Below are 23,384 nucleotides of genomic sequence, written 5' to 3' on the forward strand. Positions count from 1 at the left end.
CTCTCTTTTGCCACGAAGTCTTTACAAGGAATGTCCTTGAAAGCCAGGAAGGTGCCCAACCGTAGATTCATGAAGTCAGGTGCTTTTATGACCGTCTCAAATATCGCCACACCCGTGTTGACCTCCCTCAGCGCACCTATGGCGCCGGTACCGCCCGCAGTGTCGGCAGCAATCAGTCAAGCGCCCAATCCAGAGGTCGGCTCAACATCATTGCCGCGTATGCAGAACCTGGGGCTGACGAGCTTGCGGCAGACTGTCATGCAAGGTATCAGCGACCAACTCAGTTCATACGTTTCCCCTAGGCTTTCGATGAACTCGGAACAAACCAAAGGGGCTGCCTTGACGCTGGCTGGGGGGATGGCAAAAGTGGTTGGACAGAGCATGACGAAATCAGGTGGTGCAAGCTCCAAAGCGGTGGGTACGGCCTTGATATGGGGAGGCAAAACGGCTGAAAAAATTGGCAAGGGCACTTATAAAGAGGCTGGCAAGGATCACGGGACGGGTGATTACAATGCCTTTGCCCCGCGGAACTGGGCCAAGTAATCCATGGTGGCCTGCTATTGAACTGCGGGCCCGCTGCCTGGGTCGGCATCTTGATGCACTGCACGGCCAACAGTTTGGGTTTGCAAGCTGCGACGCCGTGGGACATTCATTGCATTAAAAAGCCCCCGCCTGACCGGCTGCGGATAGGGGACGCAGCCGGCTGGGCGGGGGCTTTCTGTACGACTCCTTTATTGCGCGATAGTTTTCACGGAAACACCACGTTCGATCGGCGTCGAGCGGCCGTAGATATCTTCGAACCGCTCGATATCGTCTTCGCCCAGGTAGCTGCCCGATTGCACTTCGATGATCTCCAACGGGATCTTGCCCGGGTTGCGCAGGCGGTGCACCGAGGCAATCGGGATGTAAGTGGACTGGTTCTCGCACAGCAGGAACACGTTGTCGTCACAGGTGACTTCAGCGGTGCCGCTGACCACGATCCAGTGTTCAGCGCGATGGTGGTGCATCTGCAGTGACAGGCAGGCGCCCGGCTTGACCGAGATGTGCTTGACCTGGAACCGCCCGCCCATGTCCACCGAATCGTAGGAGCCCCACGGACGATACACTTCGCAGTGGTTCTGGGTTTCGCTGCGCCCCTGCTCATTGAGGGTGGCGACCATCTGCTTGACGCCCTGGACCTTGTCCTTGTGGGCAATCATCATCGCGTCCTTGGTTTCCACCACCACGATATTGTCCAGGCCGATCACCGAGACCAGCTTGCCGTTGCCATGCACCATGCAGTTGCGGCTGTCCTGAATGACCACGTCACCCTTGCTCACGTTGCCGTTGGCATCTTTATCGTTGACCGCCCACAGCGAGGCCCAGCAACCCACATCGCTCCAACCGGCGCTCAGGGGTACCACACAGGCGCGTTGGGTTTTTTCCATCACGGCGTAGTCGATGGAGTTGTCCGGGCAGCAGGCGAAGGTGGCTTCATCGAACGTCACGGTGTCGGCGGTCTGCTCGCTGCGCTCCAGGGTCAGGACGCAGGTGTCGTAGATGTCCGGGTCGTGCTTTTTCAGCTCTTCCAGGAAACGGCTGGCGCGGAACAGGAACATGCCGCTGTTCCAGAAGTAGCCACCGCTTTTGACGAACTCGACCGCGCGTTTTTCATCGGGTTTTTCCACGAACTGCTGTACGCGGCTCACGCCTTCGGGCAGCAGCGAATCGTTGGTGGACTTGATGTAGCCGTAGCCGGTTTCCGGGCGCGTGGCCGGTACGCCGAACAGCACCATTTCGCCGCGCTCGGCCGCCACGGTGGCCAGGGCCAGGGCGCGTTGCAGGGCTTTCTGGTCGTCGATGACGTGGTCGGCGGGCAGCACCAGCATCAACTCGTCACGGCCTTCATTGACCAGCATCATCGCGGTCAGGGCCACTGCCGGCGCGGTGTTGCGACCGAACGGTTCCATCAGGATGCGTTGGCATTCAAGTTTGCGCGCGCTCAACTGCTCGTTGACGATGAAGCGGTGATCCTTGTTGCAGACCACGATCGGTGAGTCCATGCCTTCGAACACCAAGCGCTCCAGGGTTTGCTGGAACAGCGTGTGCTCGCCGGTCAGGGCCAGGAATTGTTTTGGGAACTGTTTACGGGAAAGCGGCCAAAGACGTGAGCCGCTACCACCGGAAAGGATTACTGGGATCATGTGTTTCTCCTTGAATCAATTTGGGTCAGAGCTACGAAGGTTTGTCGTTTCACTCTTGTTTTTGTCTCGTGTCCGAACCGGCGCCTTGATCCCCTGTAGGAGCAAGCTTGCTCGCGAAAAACCTGAGAGCACCGCGATAAACCAAAGGCGCTGCGTCATCGTTGACGTTCTTCGCGGGCAAGCCCGCTCCTACAGTAGATTGCGTTCAGTCCGGGAAATAGTTAGCGGGTCGACACCGGGCGTTTCACCCAGACTGGCGACAGGCTCGAACCCGAACCGGTGACGTACAGCACCGCTGCTTCACCGCGCTCCAGGGCAACCGGCTTCACATCGCCGACCTTCTTGTCGCCGTCATACAACGCCAGGCTCACCTTCACCGGGTTGATTTCACGTTCGCCACGGCCTTTGGCGGCTACCGACTTGACCACGTCGGTCTTGCCATCGGCGGTTTTCAGGGTCAGGGCCTTGTCGCTGAGGTTCTGCACGCGAACCAGGGATTTCTGCTTGTTCTTGAACGGCGGCTCTTCGATCAGTTGCGGCTGGCCGCTGCTGTTGTTGACCAGGGTGTAGTAGTGATCGGCCGCAAGCTTGACCGGCACGGTCTGGCTGCCGACCTTGGCGCTGTAGTCGCCGCCGGGCATGAAGCTGAAGTCGCTGCTGGCCAGCGGTGCGACGTCACTGAGGTTGGTGCTGCCAACGGTGGCGCTGACTTCCTGGTTGCTGGCGTTGTAGATGCGCACGAAGCTCGAACCTTTTGGCGCGGTAGGGCCGTAGAGCGCGGCGTCACCACCGGCGAAGGCGGACATCGATACGAAGCTCAGGCCGGCAGCGATAGCCAGGGTCTTGGCGAGACGACGAGGAGTTGTAGTGAAAGTCATGTGAGTTACCTCTCTTTCAGTTTTGCGCCCGGTCGGGCGTCTCGGATTTCTGATTTTTAAAAGCGGGGATGTTCTGTGCCATGTTTTGTTGGCGCGAACCGGCTTCTTTAAGCTGCGCAACCCAGGCCGGGTCGGCATCACCGATTTCGTTATTGACGGGCAGATAGCGTTCAGGGAACTCCCAGATCAGCACCTGCGGCGGGCTGTTCTTGAAGTCATCACTTTTCAGGTAGCTGAGCATCGGCAGGATCGGGCCGTGGCCGTCTTCGGCGTAGCTGACCACGTCGCTGCCCAGGGCTTGCTTGAGGGCGCCGACGAAGTTCCAGTTGGGGTTGGCGCTGTAGCTGGTGCCGACCAGTGCCACCGGGGTTTCGCTGTCGCTGAACAGCGCGTCGTCGCCCTGGGTTTGGGCCAGGTGCGTCACGCGTTTTTCCAGCGGCTCTTTAGGCGGCATCAGGTTTTCGAACAGCGGGTCCAGCGGCAGGAACAGACGCAGGTCGCCTTTATGCGGCTCGGTCTTTTCCGCTTCGGTAACGAAGCGCTGCGGCTCGCCGCTGAGCGGAGTCTTGTCGGTAATTGCCTTGGCCAGTTGCTTGGCGGCGATTTCGGCACCGTCCGGGGTCCAGTGGGTGTCGGTGCGCAGGAACACTTGCTTGCCGCCCAGCTTGGCCTGTTGCAGCGGGCCGAGCAGGTCCGGGGCGATGATCTTGTCCGCCGCGACACGGGCGTGGAAGTCCTGGTACAGGTTGGCGTGAATGCTCGCCGGTTTCACTTCACCCAGATGCTCCGGATACAGGCGCACCTTGGCCGGCACGATCGCCATCACCAGTTGGATGCCCTGGGCCTTGAGCTTCTGGCGCACGCCTTCGACCAGCGCGTAATTGTCTTGCAGGTTCTGGTCTTCATTGACGGCAGGGTTGAACTCCTCGTCGCTGTACAACCAATGATCGCGGCCCAGCACTACGCCAGGGCGGCCTTCATTGAACAGCTTGTAGTCCAGCGCCGCCCAGAGGTTGGTGCCCAGGCGCTTGATCGGGAACTCGTCGTCGTAATGGGTCTCGACGGCTTTGGTCCAGCGACCGTTGAGCACAGTGGCATCGGCATTGGTGCTGAAACCGAAGAAACTGCGCAGCGACCAGGCGCCCAGTGCCAACAGCACCACCAGGAACAGGCCGATATAGAGGACGCGTAATGAACGGGTCATGGTCGGCTCCCTCAGAATTGGAAGTAAAGGAACGGCGAGAAACTCTGCGCCGACAGTTTCAGGATCGACGCCACGAACAGCAGCAGCACGGCGGCGCGCATGGCGTAGCGTGGCCAGTCAGCGGTCCAGTAGGCCGGTTGCACGGCGGCGTCACGGCCCACCGTGAAGCCCGGTTCGTGGATGCTGCCGGGGTTGTCGCCCGGTACGGCCTTGATCAGGCTCGGATCGCTCGGCTTGGTCTTGTCGGCAGGGCGATTGCGGTAGAAATCGCGCAGGCCGAAGAACGCCAGCGTTGCGTAGGCCACCACCAGGGTCGCCACTTGCAGGCCGGTGAGGCTGGCGCGGTTGAGTTCCGACAGCGACCATTCGCCAAAGCTGAACATCGCACCGTACATACGGCCTGCGACGTGCAGGTTTTCCGCACGGAAGATCACCCAGCCCATCACCACCAGCAGGAAGGTGAAGGCCCAGCGCAGCACATTGAAGCTGCGCGGCGCGGTGTTGAGGCCGATGGCTTTTTCAATCGCCAGCCACATGCCGTGCCAGGCACCCCACACGATGTAGGTGATGTTCGCACCGTGCCACAGGCCACCGAGCAGCATGGTCAGGAACAGGTTGCGATAGGTGGTCAGCGTACCTTTACGGTTGCCGCCCAGGGTGATGTACAGGTAGTCGCGCAGCCAGGTCGACAGGCTGATGTGCCAGCGCCGCCAGAACTCGGTGATCGACTGGCTGATGTACGGCTGTTTGAAGTTTTCCATGAAGCGGAAACCCATCATCAAGCCCAGGCCGATCGCCATGTCGCTGTAGCCGGAGAAGTCGAAATACAACTGTGCGGTGTAGGCCAGCGCACCGAGCCAGGCGTCGCCCGTGGTCGGGTTTTGCAGGGCGAAGCAGTGGTCCGCGACTACCGCCAGGGTGTCGGCGATAAACACCTTCTTGATGAAACCCTGCATGAACCGCGTGCAGCCCTCGGAGAACTTGTCGAGGGTGTGGGTGCGGTTGTTGAACTGGTCGGCCAGGTCACGAAAACGCAACACGGGGCCTGCGATCAGGTGCGGGAAGATCGCCACGAACGCCGCGAAGTCGATCAGGTTGCGCGTCGCCGGCGTATCGCCACGGTACACGTCGATGATGTAGCTGATGGACTCGAAAATGTAGAACGAGATACCAATCGGCAACAGCACGTGGGTGAGGATGAACGGCTCCAGGCCCATCGACTTCATCATCACGTTGATGCTGTCGACGCCGAAGTTGGCGTACTTGAAGTAGCCGAGGATGCACAGGTCGACCGCCACGCCGAGCAACAGCCAGCGTTGGGCCGGCTTGGTGCGCACACCAGCGGCACCGACCTTGAGGCCGATCCAGTAATTCCACAGGGTCACTGCGGCGAACAAAGCCAGGAAGTCCACTCGCCACCAGGCGTAGAACACATAGCTGGCAATCAGCAGCAGCAGGTTGCGATAGCGTTGCCCGCTCAAATAGTACAAGCCGAGAAAGATCGGCAAGAACAGAAACAGGAACACATTGGACGAGAAAACCATCCCGATCTCTCCATGTTTAACCAACAGTCAAGGGCCAGAGCCCCCCTAACCCCCAGGAAAAAACGGGAGGTTTTATTGCAATCTCGCTGAAGGAACCGGCTTCAAATGTGGGAGGGGGCTTGCCCCCGATAGCGGTGTGTCATTCAACACAGATGGCGACTGATACACCGCCATCGGGGGCAAGCCCCCTCCCACATTTTTTACCGCGTTCGCTCAGGAACCTTTGTTGCCTTTTTCGTGCGTCGGGTCGTAGACCTTGGTCAAGTCACCACCCAGGCGGAACGTCTTGAATGGCTGCATGCCATGCTTGCGTTCGAGCACATCCGGGGCGCAGGTGTAGAGGGTGCAGAACGGCTCAAGCCAGGCGAATTTCATCGCCTGCTTCAAATCCTTCATGTCCTGCTCCTTGCCGTTCTTCTGTTCGAAGATGTCCGGGTCTTTCACCCCGGCCAGTACCTTGTCGCCCAGGCGCTTGAGCGCACTGTTGTTTTCCTGGCGCAGGTCCACACCGTTGACCAGGGCAAAGCTTGCGATCATCGACAGCGGCGGCAGGGCGTAGTTGTGGTACGACAACGCCCGTTGCTGACGCTTCAGTTCGTTGGGCAGGAAGCCTTGGTCGTCGACCTGGTTCACCCCGACCTTGTATTCCTTGACAGCCCAATCGAACAGGTCGCGACGGTTAGTGGCGATGGACGTTGCCATCACCGACCAGGCGGCCCAGTACGAGTGGTTGTTGGTTTTTTCCAGCGGCAGGTTGTCCCAGTCGCTCACCACTTGATCGGCCAGCTTGTTGAACCAGGCCTCGATCAGTTGCGATTCCTGCTGATGGTTGGCCAGCGGGTGCGAGTCGGAGAATTTCAAGCGCACATAGGCCGAGGCCATGCTGCCCAGCGCCCATTTGCGCATGGACTTGCCGGTGTGGTTGAAGTCCTTGGACATCAAGGCGTCGGCCTTGGCCCACGACACCAGCCAGTTCAGCGTGCATTCAAGTTGCTGCGGACGACCGTCGCGCATGAACTGCATCACGCGCTTGCTGGTGTCTTTTTCCAGCTTGGTGATGTCGGCGGTGCTGTCGCGAAAGGCCTGTTCCGATTGCACGTTCAGGGTCGAACGCGCCTTGTCGGAGCCTTCGTACTTGCTGCGAAATTGCAGAGGCCCGGTGTAGGGCGTCGGCATGGCGTCGCAGTTTTCCTTGAAGTCGCCGGTCTTGAACGCTTCGATCGGTGCGAAATAGCCCTGAGGCGGCCGCAGGGGTGCGGCGGCGTTGACGGAGCCGGCAAACATCGCCAGGCCTAGCAGGGTGGGCAGCAATAACTTTTGCATAAGTAACCTCACTTCCCGAGCTGGGCGGTCTGCTGACCACCGCTTGGGAATACGTTGCGTGTGCAAATTTTCGCTTCGACCTTCTGCGCCGCAGCACCCTTTTCCGGGCCCTGCACTTCCACGGCCAGCAAGTTCTGCGAGGCCCAGTCTTCATCGGTGCGCAATTCAAAGGCGAAACGCCCGTCTGTATCGGATGTCTCGGGTTTTTCGATCTTGATGTCCTCGTGGCGCCCGTTCATGTACCAGAGGGTGGCTTGCAAGGTTTTCACCGAAGGATCGGCGAAGCGGATATCGACCTGATGGTTGGCGTTGCGCAGGTCTTTGTTCGCGCTGTTGACCATCAGTTCGTTTTTGCCTGGTTTGAGCGTGGTGCTGGCTGACATCTGTGCGGTCTTGCCCTCACAGCCGTTGTCGAGCAGCGCCATCATCTGGCGGTAGATGGTTTCCTGGTCGAGACGGTACAGCGGCGAGAATTCCCAGATCAGAATCTTTGGCGGGTTTTTCTGGAACTCTTCGCTGCCCAGGTACTGGATCATCGAGCCTTCCAGACCACCGCCGGGGAAGGCGACGTTGAGGATGTCGGCACCGATTTCCTCCTGCAGGAAGCCGGCGAAGTTGTAGTTCTTGCCGCTGTGGCTGGTGCCCACCAGGGTGATCTGCGGGTTGCCCGAATCGCTGAACAGGTCACCGTCACCGGCTTCGCCCTTGGGCTCGGTGGTGAATTGGTCCATGTACTGGATCGCATAGCTGGTGCCGCACAGCTGCCCGGCCATGTTGTGCAGGGTGCCGGTCTTGCCCATGCGGCCCGAGCGCTTGGTCTCGAATTCGCGCTTGGGAATTTCCGCGTATTGCGGCATCTGCTTGACCTTGGCTGCCACGATTTTCGCGGTGCGCTGGGCGCCGTAAGGGGTCCAGTGCTGGTCGCCACGAAAGTAAAAGTCGTGGGCCGGCAGTTCATCCGGCAACTGCTCGTTGGTCAGCGGCGAGAGGTCCGGCACCACGTAGCCCATCTTGGCGAAACGGCCGAGCATGGTCTTGTAGTTGGTCAGGGCCTTGTCGAAATCGTACTTGGCCTTTTCCTCGGGGTTGAGCTTGTTGCGGTTCACCAGGCCACGGGTCGGCTGGTAGACCACCACCAGTTCCACGCCCTTGCTCTTGAACGCATCGTGCAACTGCTGCATGCGCTTGTAGCCGGCCGGGGTGGTGTCGAATTCGGTACGCAGGTCTTCCTGGGTCCGGAACAGCCAGTCGCCCTGGGCTTGCACCAGGGTGGTGAAGTTCTGCTGGTAGCGCGTGGTGTAGTTCTTCGCGTCATGGGCCGCCGGGCACAGGCTGCAGCACGGCTCGGCGGTGAACGTCGGTGCTTTCACCTCGTCGGCGCGCACGCCCTGGCTGGCCGCGAGCAGGCCGAGGGTCAGACCCGAGAGGCTCAGCAATTTGATCATGTGTGGGTGCATAAGGGTCATCCTCAGTCCTGCATTTCGGTCTGGCGTTCGACAGGGTCGATCAGCACGGCTTTCTGCTGGCGTACCAGCAGGTCGAGAATCTCTTCCTGGCGCTCGCCAAGGACGCCGGAGAAGCTGATGCCGCTGGATTTGGTCGGCGCCAGCATCGACACGCGGTACAACTCGATACTCAGCGGCGAGTCGATGGACAACGGCCCGCTGCCGTTGCCCGCCAGTTCACCACCCACCACGATCAGCGAGACCTTGGCGTCGAACGGGTCAAGGGCGATGTCGCGGTCGGTGTCGGTCAGATCCTTGATGTGGCCGTACACACCGGTCAGGCCGTTGGCCATGGCGGTGTTTTCGTACAGCTTGATGTTCACGCTGTTACGTATGCGGATGCCGTGGCGACGGTTGCTGATCACCTTGTTGCCCCACAACAGGTTGTCACCGCTCTCATAGAGGGTGATGCCGTCGGTGTGGTTGCGGTAGATCTCGTTGTCGGCGATCAGGTTGTTGACGCTGTTACGGTCGATCACCAGGCCCGAGAGCTTGTTGTCATAGCTGCGGTTGTTGAAGATGAAGCTGTCGTTCACTTCCCGGGAAATGATGATGCCGTGCTTCTTCTTGGTGCCGTACACGGTGTTGTCGGCGATGATCAGGCCGTGGGAACGGTCATGGGGGTCGATGCCGTAGACGATGTTGTCTTTGTAGGTATTGCCCTTGATCACAAAGCCCGTGGTTTCGTAGCAGTAGAAGCCGTACCACATGTCCGAGAACTCGGAATCGATGATCCAGCCGGTCGGTTCAGGACGCTTGAGCACCTTGGCCATGTTCGGCGTGTACTGGGAAATACTCACCCCGTACGACTTACTGTTGGCGTAGCCGAAGCTGGCCATTTTGGTCTTGGAAATGTAGGTCTCGGTGCCGCCCCAGGCCAGCAGGAACGGGCGGAATTCCTTGGGCGACTTGAACAGTGCCGGGCCGTTGGTTTTTTCATCCCAGCCGGTGACCTTGGTGTCACGCACGAACAGTTGGCCGTCGTTGATCAGAAACGAACCGGCTTGCTGGGACAGGCGCAATTCCTGGGTCTGTTTGTCGATATCGAGGATGCCTTTACGGCCGACCACGATTGGCAATTTGGCCAGGAACACACCCGGCGACGTCTCGCTGAAGTACTGCTTGGGCACCTTGCCCAGCAAGTCCTTGAGGTTCATGTAGCCATCGTCGACGAAGATTGCCTGGGGAATGCCGTGCTGGCGCACCACCCATTCGGCCATCTTGTTATCGCCGCCGATAAAGTCCTTGAGGGCGTCTTCCTGCATCATGCGACGGATGCTGACCTTGCCCGCCTTGGTCTTGACGATTTTCTTTTCCATGGCCGCAGCGGTGTAGCCCGACAGATCGGGCAGCGCCGGCTTGGCCATTTCCAGCGGCGCGGTCGGCGGGCTGGAAATGGTGTAGGTCTTGGCCTGTTGCAGTTCCTTGGCGATGGTCGGCGCCTTGGCCGCCGTATCGGCGAACGCTGGGGCACTGGCCACCAGCATTGCCGCGACGAGTAGGCTTTGAGCATTCATTGCGCAGGCTCCCATCAGAATTTCCAGATCACGTCGACAAAGGCGCGGTGCATGTACGAGTCGACCTGGCTGCCATAGGCATCGCCCGGTTTGAACACACCGGCGCGCAGGCGCACCAGCGCCGACGGCTCGTCGATCGACTGGCTGAGCGCGGCCGGCAACAGGCCTTTCTTGAAGTACTTGGTGACGACCAGGTCCATCTCCTGACCCAGGTCTTTCTTGCCATCTTCAAGGGGCAGGGACGTGCTGGACAGGATCGCGCCGGTCACGTCATCGGTGTTGTTCTGCACCGCATCGATGCCGTTGCTGCCCACCGGCTTGTTGCCGTCGACGCGCCAGAACTTGTGGTACACCAGGCTGGCGTCGTAGTCCTCGCGCAGCTGCCAGGAACCGAACAGGCTCATGGACTGCATGTTGTTCATTTCGCCGCGAAACGCTTCGCCGAAGCGATGCACGCGGGACTGGGTACCGGTCCAGTTCGAACGGTTGCTTTGCAGGCCGTTCTGTTCGTATTCGGCACTGGCGCGCGAATAGGCCGCACCCACTTGCCACTGCGGGTCGAGACGCAGACGCACGCCGATATCGGTGGCCCAGCCGCTCACGTCATCGTTGCGCTTGGCGTTGGTCGGGCGGGTGCCGTCGGCGTTCAACGCGTTGACCGTGTCGCGGTCGCCACGCATGCCGGTGATGCTCGCCCAGTAGTTGACGGTGTTGGTGTTGCGCCAGTTATAGGCGTCGCTGTTGGCTTCGATGCCGAGCCAGGTCAGGTCGCCGTTTTCGCGCTTGTCCAACGGGTCGCTGGCCACGCCCGGTTCGGCGTAGTCGAGCTTGCCGTCGTCATGGGTGTGGTGGCCGCGCAGGCCGATCCACTGCCCCGGCGTCCACTGGTAGGCGGCGTCGGCGTAGAAGTGCTGGCGGTCCTTGTCCTTGGGCGACAGTTCCTTGAGGTCGGTGCGGTATTCGCTGAAACGCTCGGCGGCGCCGACGTTAGCCTTGAGCAGGGTAGTGTCGAAGGTCCAGTTCAGCGCTTCGATATTGGTGTCGCGCCATTGGCCGTCGTCATTGCGCAGGCGCTGGCGACCGAACTTGAGGAGCTCGCCGGGGTAGGGCGTGAAGCCGCTGTAGCCGACCCAGAACTCGCGCAGGGCCAGGTAGTTTTTCTTGGCCTTGCGGTCGTCGTTGCTCGATTGTTCGGTGGTGTCATCCGCCGACTGCTGCAGGGTGTCGGTCTCGATGATGTCGCTGGACACCACCGCCTGGCCCATGGCGTAGGCGCTCCACGCGCCGCTTTCGGCGTAGATCCACGGGCGCAGGTCGAGGCCGATGCCGTTGACGTCGCCGCCTTTCTGGGTACCCAGGTCGCGGTCGTCTTCGGACTGCGCGGTGGCTTTGACTTCCAGGCCGAAGTTCTTGGCTTCGGTCAGCGCGGCCAGGGTCGGGCACGACCACAGCAGGGCGAAGGACAGGCCGATGCCGGCCTTGACGAATGGGTTGAGCTTCATAGGGATTCCTCGCCGTCTTCTTCTTGCAGGGCGTGCAGTTGCAGCGTGCTTTGGGCCAGGGTGCCGCGGGCGGCCAGTTCCTGCTGCACCAGGCGTTGGCCTTCGGCGCGTTGCTCAGGCGTCAGCGGGGCTTCGAGCTGGGTGGCCAGCTCATTGGCCTCTGGCGTGTCCTGGGCCTTGGCCAGCTGGCTGAAGACATAGGCGTTCAGCGGGTCGGGCTTGGTGCCCTTGCCTTGGGAAAACAGTTGGGCGATAGCGAAGTCGGCGCTGTTCTGGCCGTTGCGCGCAGCGGTCAGCAGATGGTCCAGGGCTTTTTGCGGGTAAACCTTGCCCAGGTAGCCACGGCGGTAGATCTGGCCGAGGTAGTAATCGGCGGCCACTTCACGGCCCACGGCTTTTTCGAAATGGGCTTCGGCGGCCTTGGCGTCGGCCGGCACCCACTTGCCTTCGTAGTAGAGCTTGCCCAGCAGCAATTCGGCGCGCGGCTGGTCGGCGGCGCGGCCGTTGTCGAGGTACTTCATCATCTGGTCGACGTCGCCCAGTTCGGGGAAGTCGTAGAGCAGTTGCGCCAGGCTGACCCAGGATGCCGGGTAGCCAGGGGCGATTTTTTCCAGCAGGGCCTGGGCGGTTTTCTCGTCCGGCGTGCCGAGGGTGGCATCGCCCAGCACACGGGCGACGCTGTCGACACGTTGGGCGGTGACGGTGCCACGGCTGTAGCCTGCTTCCATCTGCTTGAGCAGTTCGGCCTGTTGTTCCGGCTGAGCTTTTTTCTGATAGACCGTGGCCAGTTCGACGTAGCAGATATCGGTAGTGTTCAGCGCGGCTTTGCAGATGCGCTCCACATCATCCAGATGCTGGTCGTAGGTGCCCTGGGTGCGGTACAGCAGCACCTGGGCCAGGCCGGCCTCTGGATAGCCCGCTGCTTGCCATTTGCTGATCTGCTGCTGGGCATTCACGTTGGGGAAGCTGTGCGGGTATTGCAGGTACAGCATCGCCAACGGGATCAGGGTGTTGCCTTCGCCATTGGCAAAGGCTTTTTTCAGCAGGCTTTCGGCTTCGTGGTGCTCGGCTTCGGTGGCGCCGGGCTTGGCCACCAGCAGGCGGCCAAGGCGTGCCTGGGCGCGGGGCGAGGTGTCCGCCGCAGCACGGTAAGTGGCTTCGGCCTGTTTGATTTGCGCCGGGTCACGGGTGCCTACCTGGATGTCGGCCAGGCCTACTTGGGCCTCGCTGTAGCCCAGGTCGGCCAGTTGCTGGTAATTCTGTTGCGCGGTGACGGTGTCGCCGCGTTTCAGTGCTTCGTTGGCCAGGCGTTGGTCAGGCAGGCCGGCACAACCGGCCAGGCTCACCGCAATCGCCAGCAACGCCACCGAACCCATGTGGGACCGGCGTTTATGGCGAGGGAGCTTGCTCCCGCTGGGGTGCGAAGCGCCCCCAAGAGCCGGCTCCAGCTGCGCTGTCGAGCGGGAGCAAGCTCCCTCGCCACAGCAAGCCCGCTCCCACAGGGATTGTGTTGTTCTTGAAATAGGGTTCACAGGCATGTCCTCGCTTACAGACCGTGAGCCATGGCTTTATCGATCAGCCAGTTCAGCGAAGGGCCACGGTCGCTGGTGACTTCTACCGGGCGGCCGGCGTAGGTGCTGTCCAGCGGGGCGTCAGGCTTGATCTGCACGCGGATGTCCGAAGACAGGTCGGCGCTGTTCAGGCTGGTGCTGCTGACGATGGTGCCGGTGCGTACCTGTTCTTCGTCGGCGACCTGGAAGCTCACCGGCGTGCCTGGGCGCACATCACCGAACTGGCGATAGCTGAAGCGGGCTTCCACATTGGCCTGGCTGCCGCGTGGCACCAGTTGGAAGATCACATCACCCTTGCTGGCGTACTGGCCGTCGGCGACCAGTTGCTGGGCGACCACGCAGTCGCATGGCGAGGTCAGGGTGCCGGTCATTTGCTTGCCGAACAGCTCTTCGACCTTGGCCGGTTGCAGTTGGTCTTCGTCCAGGTGGCCCTTGAGCACATCGAGCATGCTGGTGCTGAAGGTGGCCAGTGGCGCGCCTTTGGCCGCTACCGCGTCACCTTTGAGCAGGCTTTGCACGGTGCCGTCGCGCGGCATGGTCACGTTCATGCCCGGCACGCTGACAAGCCCGGCCTGGGCGTGGCTGACGAAGTACATGCCGTACAGCGACTTGAAGACAAAACCGAAGGCCGCCAGGCCCACCAGGAAGATCGCCAGGCTGAACGTCACGGCGCGCAGGCGCCCGAACGCGGTCATGCCGCTGCCGCCGTCCTTGACCTTGCGCGCCTTGGTGAAGTTGTCGCGTTGCAGGGTGGCGAGCACGTCGCCCATGGTCACGATGTCGCCCGACAGGTGCGAGGTGATCAGGTGGCGCAGGGTGGAAATGTCCTGGGCATCGAGGTTCTGGAACTGGCAACCGGTGCGGCCGGTCTGGCGGTCGTAGGAGCGAATCTGCAGCTCCACGTCCATCGCCAGGCCGAGGTTATCGATGACGAATTGCAGACGACCCTTATGCACTTGGCCGACGGTGAGCGGCTGGGTGGCGGTGAACGCCAGGCCGCCGGCGGACAGGTCGATGACCTTGGCCTCGGTCGGCGTGCGGTCGCTGTTGAAAAAGCGCAGCTTGGCCGGGATTTTTACCCGGGCGTGCTGGCGCTGGGCTTCGGATTCGTGGACAACGTTGGCGTTTACTTGGCTGTTCATAATGTTCGATTTCCTAGTTAATTCAGGCTTGGCAGGGTCAGACCATCATCAGCAACACGGCAACGAAGATGCTGCCGGCGGAGAAGGTCATGGTCCGAGACGACCAGGTGTTGAACCAACGTTGAAAGCTGGCCAAATCGCGGGTCAGTTTGGTGTCCTGGCGGGTCCAGGACTGTTGATCAAGGCGGAAGAACACGTAGATCTTCACCAACGCGCCCATGATCTGGTTGTAATAGAGAATCAGCGGGTAGGCCGGGCCGATCTTGTGGCCTGAGCACGACAGCAGCAGGGTGAGAATCAGGCGGGTGATGCCGATCCACAGCAGGTACGCGAGGATGAACGCGCCGCCGTACTTGAAGGTGGCGATGATCGCCACGGTCAGGCCGAGCAGGGAGGTCCACATCGACACGCGCTGATCGAACAGCACCACGCTGGTGAACAGACCGAGGCGGCGTACACCCAGGCCCAGGGCGCGAGAGTTCTGGCGCAGGTTATTGCCGTACCAGCGGAACATCAGTTTGCGGCTGGCCTTGATGAAGCTCTTTTCCGGCGGGTGCTCCACGGTATTGATCGCGGCATCGGGCACGTAGAAGGTGTCGTAGCCCAGGCGCATCAGGCTGAACCAGCTGGATTTATCGTCGCCGGTCAGAAACTTGAAGCGGCCCAGGCGCCAGTGTTGCAGCGAGTCGCTTTCCACGTCGGCGATGAAGCCTGGGTCGGTCACCACGCTGGCGCGGAACACCGACATCCGCCCGGTCATGGTCAGCACGCGCTTGGACAGGGCCATGGAGCACATGTTGATGTGGCGTTGGGCGAAGCGCAGTTTGTGCCATTCGCTCATGATGTAGCCGCCGCGCACTTCGCAGAACTCGTTGGTGGTCAGGCCGCCGACATTGCCGAACAGCTGGAACCACGGCACGGTCTTGCGCACCACGCCCTCGGCGAGCACGGTGTCGCCATCGATCACGGCCACCACGGCGCGGTCATCCGGCAGGTGGCGCGAGATGGCACGAAAACCGAAGGCCAGGCCGTCACGCTTGCCGGTGCCGGCGATGCGTACGAAGTCGAGCTTGACGTGATCCGGCGGGTTGAGTTTTTCCCACAGGCTCTTGACCAGCAGCTCATCGGACATTTCCACCAGCGAGCAGACCACGGTGGTGGGGAAGCCACATTCGATGGCTTCGCGAATCACCGAGCTGTAGACCTGCGCGGTGGTCAGCGCGTCGATACGAAAGCTGGTGACCATCAGGAACACATGGGATGGGTCGGCGGCCTTGCCCAGCTTGCGCACTTTGCGGCGCAGGTGCGGGTAGACCACGTAGAGGAACAGCATGCCGCGAAAGAAATGCGTTGCACCCATCGAGTAGCGCCAGATACCGACGGCGCCAATCAGGAAAATAAAGTTCTTCGATTGCGAATCGAAGGTGCTGGCTGGCAGAGCCAGAGCTAGAAGCGCTAAAAACCCCAGAAAAAATAGCCAGCCAGTCGCTTGGTTTAACCGTTGCATATTTGTGTCCGTCACGGGGGAGTAGGGCCACAAGCTGCAAGCTACAAGCTGAAAAACGATCGCTTCTAACTTGCAGCTTGACGCTTAAAACTTACCGCTGCTCCTTACCAGCAAATACCTTCGGTACGGCCGCTTACGCTGGTGGCCTTGGACATGAAGCCCACCAGGTCGACCACTTGCTTGCCATCCGGGGCGTTGTGCGCCAGGGCACGGAATTTCTCGTCGCGGTTACCCAGGATGATCACGTCGGAGTTGTTGATCACTTCGTCGAAGTCCGAGTTGAGCAGGGACGACACGTGAGGGATCTTGCCTTCGATGTAGTCCTTGTTCGCGCCGTGTACGCGGGCGTATTCGACGTTGCTGTCGTAGATGCTCAGGTCGTAACCCTTGCCGATCAGCATTTCCGCCAGTTCCACCAATGGGCTTTCGCGCAGGTCGTCGGTACCGGCCTTGAAGCTCAGGCCCAGCAGGGCGACTTTGCGTTTGTCGTGGCTGGAAACGATGTCGAAGGCGTTCTGCACCTGGGACTCGTTACTGCGCATCAGCGAGTTGAGCAGCGGCGCTTCCACGTCCAGGGAACCGGCGCGGTAGGTCAGGGCGCGCACGTCTTTTGGCAGGCACGAGCCGCCGAACGCGAAGCCTGGGCGCATGTAGTACTGGGACAGGTTGAGGGTCTTGTCCTGGCAGACCACGTCCATCACTTCACGGCCATCGACGCCGACGGCCTTGGCGATGTTGCCGATTTCATTGGCGAAGGTGACTTTGGTGGCGTGCCACACGTTGCAGGTGTACTTGATCATCTCGGCGACAGCGATGTCCTTGCGGATGATCGGCGCGTCGAGTTCTTCGTACAGCGACTGCAGGACATCGCCGGAGGCTGTGTCGAATTCGCCGATAACGGTCATTGGCGGCTGGTCGTAGTCTGCGATGGCGGTGGATTCGCGCAGGAATTCCGGGTTGACCGCAACGCCGAAGTCGACACCGGCTTTTTTGCCGGAGCAGTCTTCGAGGATCGGGATCACCACGTTGGCCACGGTGCCGGGCAGTACGGTGCTGCGCACCACGATGGTGTGGCGGGTGGTCTTGTCACGCAGGACAAAGCCGATCTCGCGGCATACCGATTCGATGTAGTTGAGTTCCAAGTCGCCGTTTTTCTTGCTCGGCGTGCCGACGCAAATCATCGACAAGTCGGTATCGCGAATGGCTTCGGCGAAGTTGGTAGTGCCACGCAGCCGGCCCGTCTGGATACCCTGGCTCAACAGCTCGCCCAGACCCGGTTCAACGATCGGCGATTTGCCGGCGTTGATCAGGTCGATCTTTTCCTTGGAGATGTCTACGCCGACCACTTCGTGGCCACGGGCAGACAGGCAACCGGCACACACTGCGCCAACGTAACCCAAACCAAATATGCTGATGCGCATCGCAATTACCTCTGTATTTAAATCATGCCATTAGATGGCCGGAGTTCATGTTTGCAAGCGTCACTGATGCCGCGAAAGTTGGGCGAATAGACGCCGACTTACCGCGTGCAGGCATGTTGAATAACGAGTGACTAACTATTGCACTCAAGTTGTGCGCGACCAGGCCTTATTATTGGGGCTTGCCCTGAAATGCAGCCGGGCTCCCTTGGAGGAAGGCTCCGGCGCCGGTGCCGCAAGGTTTTGATGTAGGCAAAACGCCTTTTTTATCAATGCCTTGAGTGCATGCACGGCTCATTTAGGTCATGCGCTGCCTTGGCCTGTAGGGGATAGCAATGCGTACTTATCGCCACCCTTAACTCGATCAGTTGATGTTGTGACCATAGAGTCAAAGTGTTCTGTGACAACTTGACTACTTCCGTTGGTCGTTATGTAAGTCATCTCTTACAGCAGCAGAGAATTTCGTTACCGGTGGTATGAGCGGTGCTTCAGGATGAAGTTCCTGGCCGCTCATCCTGTTTCCGGAAATTTTTTGAAATATTAGGAAAGATGGCACTGGTACTATAGTGATAGCACTTGCTATTTAGGCCAGTAGTTGTAGGGAGTTGGCACGTTGAGATAGTTTTGTGCCACTACTGTTTAAAAAAAGTGGTGCCACTACGAAAAAAACCGACGAGTGTCGAGTGAAGAATTTGTTAGAGTTGTGTCTGGGTGTTTTTCTGACGCCAAATAAATGACGATTTGCCGGTCTGGAATACTATCAAAATGTGGGAGGGGGCTTGCTCCCGATAGCGGTGTATCAGTCCCTGTAGAGGTGACTGTTGCATAGCCATCGGGGGCAAGCCCCCTCCCACATTTGGTCCTCAGTGCCTGGCTGGCCTTATTCCGGTGCGTGATCGCGCAAAAACACCAGGTTGTCCGGCTTGGACTGCTCCGCATTGAAGCGATAACCCTGCGCATCGAACTGCTTGAGCCTGGCCGGGTCGTTGATCCGCTCTTGAATCACAAACCGGCTCATCATGCCCCGGGCTTTTTTCGCGTAGAAGCTGATGATCTTGTACTGGCCGTTCTTCAGGTCCTTGAACTCGGTGTTGATGACCCGTGCGTTCAGGGCCGTGCGCTTGACCGCCGAGAAATACTCGTTGGACGCCAGGTTGAGCAGCACATCGTCACCTTGTTCGGCCAGCGCCTCATTGAGCCACTCACTGATGCGCGTGCCCCAGAAGGCATAGAGGTCCTTGCCACGGCCGTTGGCGAGTTTGGTGCCCATCTCCAGGCGATACGGCATCATCAGGTCCAGCGGGCGCAGCAGGCCGTACAGGCCGGAAAGCATGCGCAAGTGATCCTGGGCATAGCTGAAGTCGGCGTCGCTGAAGGTTTCGGCGTTGAGGCCGGTGTATACGTCGCCCTTGAACGCCAGCAGCGCCTGTTTGGCATTGGCCGGCGTGAAAGCGGGCGTCCAGCTGCCGAAACGGGCGGCGTTGAGGCCACCGATCTTGTCGGACACGTGCATCAACTCACTGATCTGCGCCGGGCTGAGTTCGCGCAGTTGCTCGATCAGTTCTTGGGAATGGTCGAGGTACTGCGGCTGGGTGAAGCGCGGGGTTACCGGCTTTGACTCGAAGTCGAGGGTCTTGGCGGGGGAAATCACCATCAGCATGAAGTTGGCTCCAGAAATCGTGGCGTGTAGCGTGGACGCGATTCTAGGGGTTGGGGCGGTTTGACTCCACCTATGATGGTGATAGGCGCGATCCGCTATGATGGCCGGCAACTCTGGAGAGGGAGACCCCAAGTGCGATTAGCGCTTTTTGTGACGGCGTGCCTGTGGTGCCTGAATGTGCAGGCCGCGCCGGTTGATGTCGCCAGCCTCGACCGCGCCACCTGGCCGGAAAAACTCGGCAGCCCGGCGCTGTTCGACGTCGCCTCGCGTGCAGAAATCCTGATGTTTGCCCATGGCTTGATCCTCAGCGAAGCCCAGGACGAAACCGCGCTCAAGCAACGCCTGGGGCTGAAAAACATCAACCTGGCGGCCATCGACGACCTGCGCCGCCAGCTCTGGCAACGTTTGCTGGAGAACTACACGTTTGCCCAGCAGAGCTGCGAGCAAGACGCCTCGTTCTGCTACCTGGTGGAAAACATGGACGACCTGCGCGAGCAGGCCGGCAAATTCGAAGTCAGTGACAACTCTTTCTATATAGGCTGGGCCGCCCCCAGCCGGCAGTTCCATGGGCGCTATCTGGACGAACTGCTGCGCAAGGCCGCGTTGTTGCCGCAGATCAGCAGCGAAGTCGCGCGCTTCGGTGATCATGAACGCAATGGTGACGAGCTTAATGACCGGATGTTCCTGTTGACCTTCGACGGCGGGCCGGCACCGGTCGGTGGCAATACCGACTGGCTCGCCGACTACCTGCGCCAGCAAAAGATGAATGCCACCTTCTTCGCCCTCGGCAGCAGCCTGCAAACCCGTGTGGAACGCAGCTCGGCCGCCGATGTGCAGGCGCTGTACCAGGGCCAGTGCGTTGGCAGCCAGGGCTGGCAATATCGCTCCCACAGCCATTGGGTCGACTGGCAAGACTCAATCATCCGCAGCACATCGTTGGTGCAGAACCTGCTGCCGGAAAATTATGTGCCGCTGTTCCGGCCGCCTTACGGGCAGCGCCGTGCGGACAGCCAGGGGTTCTTTCAGGCGCAAGGTCTGCAGGTGGCGTTATGGGACATCGACTCCCAGGACGATCCGGGCAAGCTCAAGGCCGAGGAATCGGCGCAACGGGTGCTGACGCTGATGCTGCTGTGGCGCAAAGGGGTGATTGTGTTTCACGACACCCAGGACAAGGCGCGGGTGGCATTGCCGCTGCTGTTGCAGGCAACGGCGCAAAGTGGCTTGGGTTGGCAGGAGTGCCGCGAGGCGTTTCGCTGAAAATGCCCGGCCCTGTTGGGCGAGAGGCATTTTCGGGGTGATTTGCTGCGACATTTCGCAGCAGGCGGACTTCCGACTTTAACGGCCTGCCTGGCACTCGGCTAGTGCTATTCGTCATCCTGAAAAATAAACTTCAAAAAAGCGTCAAAGTGCTTTTTCCTGTCATGGGTTTTGCGGTATTACGAAGTCAGATCGCCGAACCCTGCAACACAGGTGGCGTCTTCCAAGACTCCTCATGTGGGCACCGCACTTGATGTCACTCAAGCTGCGGTCGGTGGTCGAATCGAGGCGCAGCACCGCCCAGGTATTGCGTCGACTGGCTCCCACAAAGGTGACCGAGTATGGATGATCATGGACGCACCCCTTCTTCCGACCAGCCAATCCTTTATGTGCTTGATACCAACGTACTGATTCACGATCCAAACGCACTGCTTAACTTTGAAGAACACCATGTCGCCATCCCGATGATCGTGCTGGAGGAACTCGACAAACTCAAAAGCGGCCACCACAGCGTCGCCGCCGAATGCCGCCAGGCCATCCGCCTGATCGACAAGACCCTGGGTGAAGCCTCGCCCGAGGACGTTGAAGTCGGCGTACCGATCCAGCGCGGCAAAAGCGGGCCCAAGGGTTTGCTGTCGATCCTGATGAGCAAGCGCAACGAGCCCAACAGCCTGCTGCCGGAAAACCTTAACGACAACAAGATCATCAACCAATTGATCGACCTGCACGCGCGCGACAAGGACCTGCGCGTGGTGCTGGTGACCAAAGACATCAATATGCGCCTCAAGGCCCGAGCGTGTGGGATCGCGGCCGAGGACTACAGCACCGACCAACTGGTTGACGACGTGTCGATGTTGTCGCGCGGTTATCACATGATGACCGGCTCGTTCTGGGACCGCGTCAGCAAGGTCGAAACCCGCCAGGACCATGGCCGCACCTGGCACCAGGTGCAGTTGATCGACAACCTGCCGGCCGTGCATATCAATGAATTCATCGTCGACGAACAGGGCTTCGTGGGCTGGATCAAAGAGATCCAGGTCGACAAGCTGCTGATCCTCGACCTGCATCAGGAACCCCTGTTGCACCAGGAAGCCTGGGGCCTGAAACCGCGCGATATCTACCAGAGCCTGGCGCTGTACGCGCTGCTCGACCCGGACATCCACCTGGTCAACCTGACCGGCGCCGCCGGCTCCGGCAAAACCATCCTGGCCCTGGCGGCTGCTATCGAGCAGACCATGGTGACCAAGCGCTATCGCCGCATCATCGCCACCCGTAGCGTGCAGGGCCTGGACCAGGAAATCGGCTTCCTGCCCGGCACCGAAGCGGAAAAAATGGAACCGTGGCTGGGGGCGATCACCGACAACCTCGAAGCCTTGCACATGGATGACGAAAACACCCATGGCAGCGTCGACTACATCCTCAGCAAAGTGCCGTTGCAGTTCAAATCCCTCAACTACATCCGAGGCCGCAGCTTCCAGCAAAGCCTGATCCTGATCGATGAGTGCCAGAACCTCACCCCGCACCAGATGAAAACCATCATCACCCGTGCCGGCGCCGGTTCCAAAGTGGTGTGCCTGGGCAACCTGGCACAGATCGACACCCCTTACCTGTCCGCGACCAGCTCCGGGCTGACCTACCTGACGGAACGCTTCAAAGACTTCCCGAACGGCGTGCACATCGCGCTGCAAGGGGTGCCACGTTCGATCCTGGCCGAATACGCCGAGTCGCATCTGTAACCATTCCTGTAGGAGCGAGCGTGCTCGCGAAGAACGTTAACGATAACGCGGGGCATCTGCTGCCCCGCGTTGTTCTCTGGTTTTTCGCGAGCAAGCTCGCTCCTACAAGGTTTACAATCAGTGCTCCTGATCAGGAGTATCCCTGTGCTGACTCATCTAGATTCCCAAGGTCGCGCCCATATGGTCGACGTCACCGACAAAGCCGTGACGTTCCGTGAAGCGGTGGCCGAAGCGCGGGTGCGCATGCTGCCCGGCACCCTGCAAATGATTGTCGACGGCGCCCACCCCAAGGGCGACGTGTTCGCCGTGGCCCGCATCGCCGGGATCCAGGCGGCAAAGAAAACCAGTGACCTGATCCCTCTGTGCCACCCGCTGATGCTTACCGGCGTCAAGGTCGAACTGCGTGCCGACGGCGCCGATGCCGTGTACATCCTGGCGCGCTGCAAACTCTCCGGCCAGACCGGCGTGGAGATGGAGGCCCTGACCGCCGCCAGCGTCGCGGCGCTGACGATCTACGACATGTGCAAGGCCGTGGACCGGGGCATGACCATCGAAAGTATTCGCCTGCTGGAAAAGCTTGGCGGTAAAAGCGGGCATTTCAAGGCGGACCAGGCATGAGCATCAACGTATTGTTTTTTGCGCGCTACAGCGAAGCGATTGGCCTGGATTCGCTGGAGATGGAAGGCGACTTCGCGACGGTCGACGCCGTGCGCCAAGCGTTGGCGGTTGAGCCGGACTTTAAAGTGCTCAACGAAACCAGCCTGATGTGTGCTCGCAATCAGGAGCTGTGCTCCCTCGACGAGCCGTTGCAGGCCGGTGATGAAGTCGCCTTTTTCCCACCCGTGACCGGAGGCTGAACATGGCTATTCGTGTGCGGGTCGAAGCCTTTGATCCCGGCGCCGAGGTCAACGCGATGCATGCGGCCAATGTGGGCGTGGGCGCGGTGGTGAGCTTTGTTGGCTATGTGCGCGATTTCAATGATGGCCGCGAAGTGGCGGGGATGTTCCTGGAGCATTATCCCGGCATGACCGAAAAGGCCCTGGCCAAGATCGCCGTCGAGGCCGAGCAACGCTGGCCGCTGCTCAAATTGGAGGTGCTGCACCGCATCGGTGCCCTGGAACCCGGCGAGCCCATTGTCTTTGTAGCCGCCGCCAGCGCCCACCGCCAGGCCGCATTCGATGCCTGTGCATTTGTGATGGACTACCTGAAGACCCGCGCGCCGTTCTGGAAGAAGGAAAACACCAGTGAAGGGCCGCGCTGGGTGGAAGGGCGGGACAGTGATCATGTGGCGGCGGATCGTTGGAAAGCCTGACTTTCAGTCGGTGGTGCTTGCATAAATAAGTAGCCATCGCTGGTGTTTACGATTATGACGCCTTATTAAACTATTTCGATTTGATCTATCTGACTGTCAATTCTGACAGTTACCTTTGTTTTTTT

19 protein-coding genes and 1 pseudogene are annotated in these 23,384 nt (G+C 60.1%); 6 read left to right on the forward strand and 14 right to left on the reverse strand.

Annotated features, from left to right (window positions below):
* Window positions 1–87: 87 nt before the first annotated feature.
* On the forward strand, window positions 88–543 hold the full coding sequence (locus C4J93_RS04965) for a hypothetical protein (protein ID WP_124403141.1): 456 nt from the start codon (window positions 88–90) through the stop codon (window positions 541–543).
* Between the two features lie 188 nt (window positions 544–731).
* On the opposite strand, the gene C4J93_RS04970 is transcribed toward C4J93_RS04965, so the two are convergent.
* The 14 genes and pseudogenes from C4J93_RS04970 to yaaA form a co-directional block, all read right to left on the reverse strand.
* Window positions 732–2,183 carry a mannose-1-phosphate guanylyltransferase/mannose-6-phosphate isomerase gene (locus C4J93_RS04970; protein WP_124406321.1) on the reverse strand — a complete coding sequence of 484 codons (1,452 nt, stop codon included), beginning with the start codon at window positions 2,181–2,183 and terminating at the stop codon, window positions 732–734.
* A 94-nt stretch (window positions 2,184–2,277) separates the two neighbouring features.
* Window positions 2,278–2,364, reverse strand: a pseudogene (locus tag C4J93_RS27295) (outer membrane lipoprotein carrier protein LolA); the annotation flags it as partial.
* Window positions 2,365–2,404: 40 nt separating this feature from the next.
* Window positions 2,405–3,061 carry an alginate O-acetyltransferase AlgF gene (locus tag C4J93_RS04975; protein ID WP_043049782.1) on the reverse strand — a complete coding sequence of 219 codons (657 nt, stop codon included), beginning with the start codon at window positions 3,059–3,061 and terminating at the stop codon, window positions 2,405–2,407.
* A 16-nt stretch (window positions 3,062–3,077) separates the two neighbouring features.
* Entirely contained in the window at window positions 3,078–4,265 is a 1,188-nt protein-coding gene (locus C4J93_RS04980; RefSeq protein WP_124428730.1) for an alginate O-acetyltransferase, read from the reverse strand.
* A gap of 11 nt (window positions 4,266–4,276) precedes the next feature.
* The gene (locus C4J93_RS04985; protein ID WP_124361386.1) at window positions 4,277–5,809 is read right to left on the reverse strand and encodes an MBOAT family protein; all 1,533 of its coding nucleotides are present in this window, start codon (window positions 5,807–5,809) and stop codon (window positions 4,277–4,279) included.
* A 213-nt stretch (window positions 5,810–6,022) separates the two neighbouring features.
* Window positions 6,023–7,132 (reverse strand): mannuronate-specific alginate lyase, encoded by a 1,110-nt coding sequence (locus C4J93_RS04990; RefSeq protein WP_124361387.1) that lies wholly within the window; start codon window positions 7,130–7,132, stop codon window positions 6,023–6,025.
* Window positions 7,133–7,140: 8 nt separating this feature from the next.
* Complete coding sequence (locus tag C4J93_RS04995; RefSeq protein ID WP_124430841.1) at window positions 7,141–8,589, reverse strand: alginate O-acetyltransferase; 1,449 nt, start codon at window positions 8,587–8,589, stop codon at window positions 7,141–7,143.
* A gap of 11 nt (window positions 8,590–8,600) precedes the next feature.
* Window positions 8,601–10,169 (reverse strand): mannuronan 5-epimerase AlgG, encoded by a 1,569-nt coding sequence (gene algG, locus C4J93_RS05000; RefSeq protein WP_124428731.1) that lies wholly within the window; start codon window positions 10,167–10,169, stop codon window positions 8,601–8,603.
* Complete coding sequence (locus C4J93_RS05005; RefSeq protein ID WP_124428732.1) at window positions 10,169–11,656, reverse strand: alginate export family protein; 1,488 nt, start codon at window positions 11,654–11,656, stop codon at window positions 10,169–10,171. Before C4J93_RS05005 ends, algG begins: the two co-directional genes overlap by 1 nt.
* Entirely contained in the window at window positions 11,653–13,032 is a 1,380-nt protein-coding gene (gene algK / locus C4J93_RS05010; protein WP_124365904.1) for an alginate biosynthesis TPR repeat lipoprotein AlgK, read from the reverse strand. Before algK ends, C4J93_RS05005 begins: the two co-directional genes overlap by 4 nt.
* Before the next feature lie 170 nt (window positions 13,033–13,202).
* A complete protein-coding gene (locus tag C4J93_RS05015) occupies window positions 13,203–14,369 on the reverse strand; it encodes an alginate biosynthesis protein Alg44 (protein WP_124365905.1) in 1,167 nt (388 codons plus the stop codon).
* 37 nt (window positions 14,370–14,406) lie between these two features.
* Entirely contained in the window at window positions 14,407–15,876 is a 1,470-nt protein-coding gene (alg8, locus tag C4J93_RS05025; protein WP_124428733.1) for a mannuronan synthase, read from the reverse strand.
* Window positions 15,877–15,980: 104 nt separating this feature from the next.
* Window positions 15,981–17,297 (reverse strand): nucleotide sugar dehydrogenase, encoded by a 1,317-nt coding sequence (locus C4J93_RS05030; RefSeq protein WP_124361395.1) that lies wholly within the window; start codon window positions 17,295–17,297, stop codon window positions 15,981–15,983.
* Window positions 17,298–18,174: 877 nt separating this feature from the next.
* On the reverse strand, window positions 18,175–18,954 hold the full coding sequence (gene yaaA, locus C4J93_RS05035) for a peroxide stress protein YaaA (RefSeq protein ID WP_124428734.1): 780 nt from the start codon (window positions 18,952–18,954) through the stop codon (window positions 18,175–18,177).
* A 132-nt stretch (window positions 18,955–19,086) separates the two neighbouring features.
* Between yaaA and C4J93_RS05040 the strand changes: the two genes are divergently transcribed.
* From C4J93_RS05040 to moaE, 5 genes are all read left to right on the forward strand, one after another.
* Window positions 19,087–20,211 carry a polysaccharide deacetylase family protein gene (locus C4J93_RS05040; RefSeq protein WP_124428735.1) on the forward strand — a complete coding sequence of 375 codons (1,125 nt, stop codon included), beginning with the start codon at window positions 19,087–19,089 and terminating at the stop codon, window positions 20,209–20,211.
* Window positions 20,212–20,552: 341 nt separating this feature from the next.
* The gene (locus tag C4J93_RS05045; RefSeq protein ID WP_057724660.1) at window positions 20,553–21,947 is read left to right on the forward strand and encodes a PhoH family protein; all 1,395 of its coding nucleotides are present in this window, start codon (window positions 20,553–20,555) and stop codon (window positions 21,945–21,947) included.
* A gap of 144 nt (window positions 21,948–22,091) precedes the next feature.
* On the forward strand, window positions 22,092–22,565 hold the full coding sequence (gene moaC / locus C4J93_RS05055; RefSeq protein WP_124428736.1) for a cyclic pyranopterin monophosphate synthase MoaC: 474 nt from the start codon (window positions 22,092–22,094) through the stop codon (window positions 22,563–22,565).
* Window positions 22,562–22,804 carry a molybdopterin converting factor subunit 1 gene (gene moaD / locus C4J93_RS05060; protein ID WP_124403149.1) on the forward strand — a complete coding sequence of 81 codons (243 nt, stop codon included), beginning with the start codon at window positions 22,562–22,564 and terminating at the stop codon, window positions 22,802–22,804. Before moaC ends, moaD begins: the two co-directional genes overlap by 4 nt.
* A gap of 2 nt (window positions 22,805–22,806) precedes the next feature.
* The gene (gene moaE, locus C4J93_RS05065; RefSeq protein WP_124428737.1) at window positions 22,807–23,259 is read left to right on the forward strand and encodes a molybdopterin synthase catalytic subunit MoaE; all 453 of its coding nucleotides are present in this window, start codon (window positions 22,807–22,809) and stop codon (window positions 23,257–23,259) included.
* Window positions 23,260–23,384 lie beyond the last annotated feature (125 nt).

Origin of the sequence: Pseudomonas sp. R2-37-08W, assembly GCF_003851705.1 — a bacterium.
In the GTDB taxonomy this organism is placed as follows: Bacteria; Pseudomonadota; Gammaproteobacteria; order Pseudomonadales; family Pseudomonadaceae; genus Aquipseudomonas.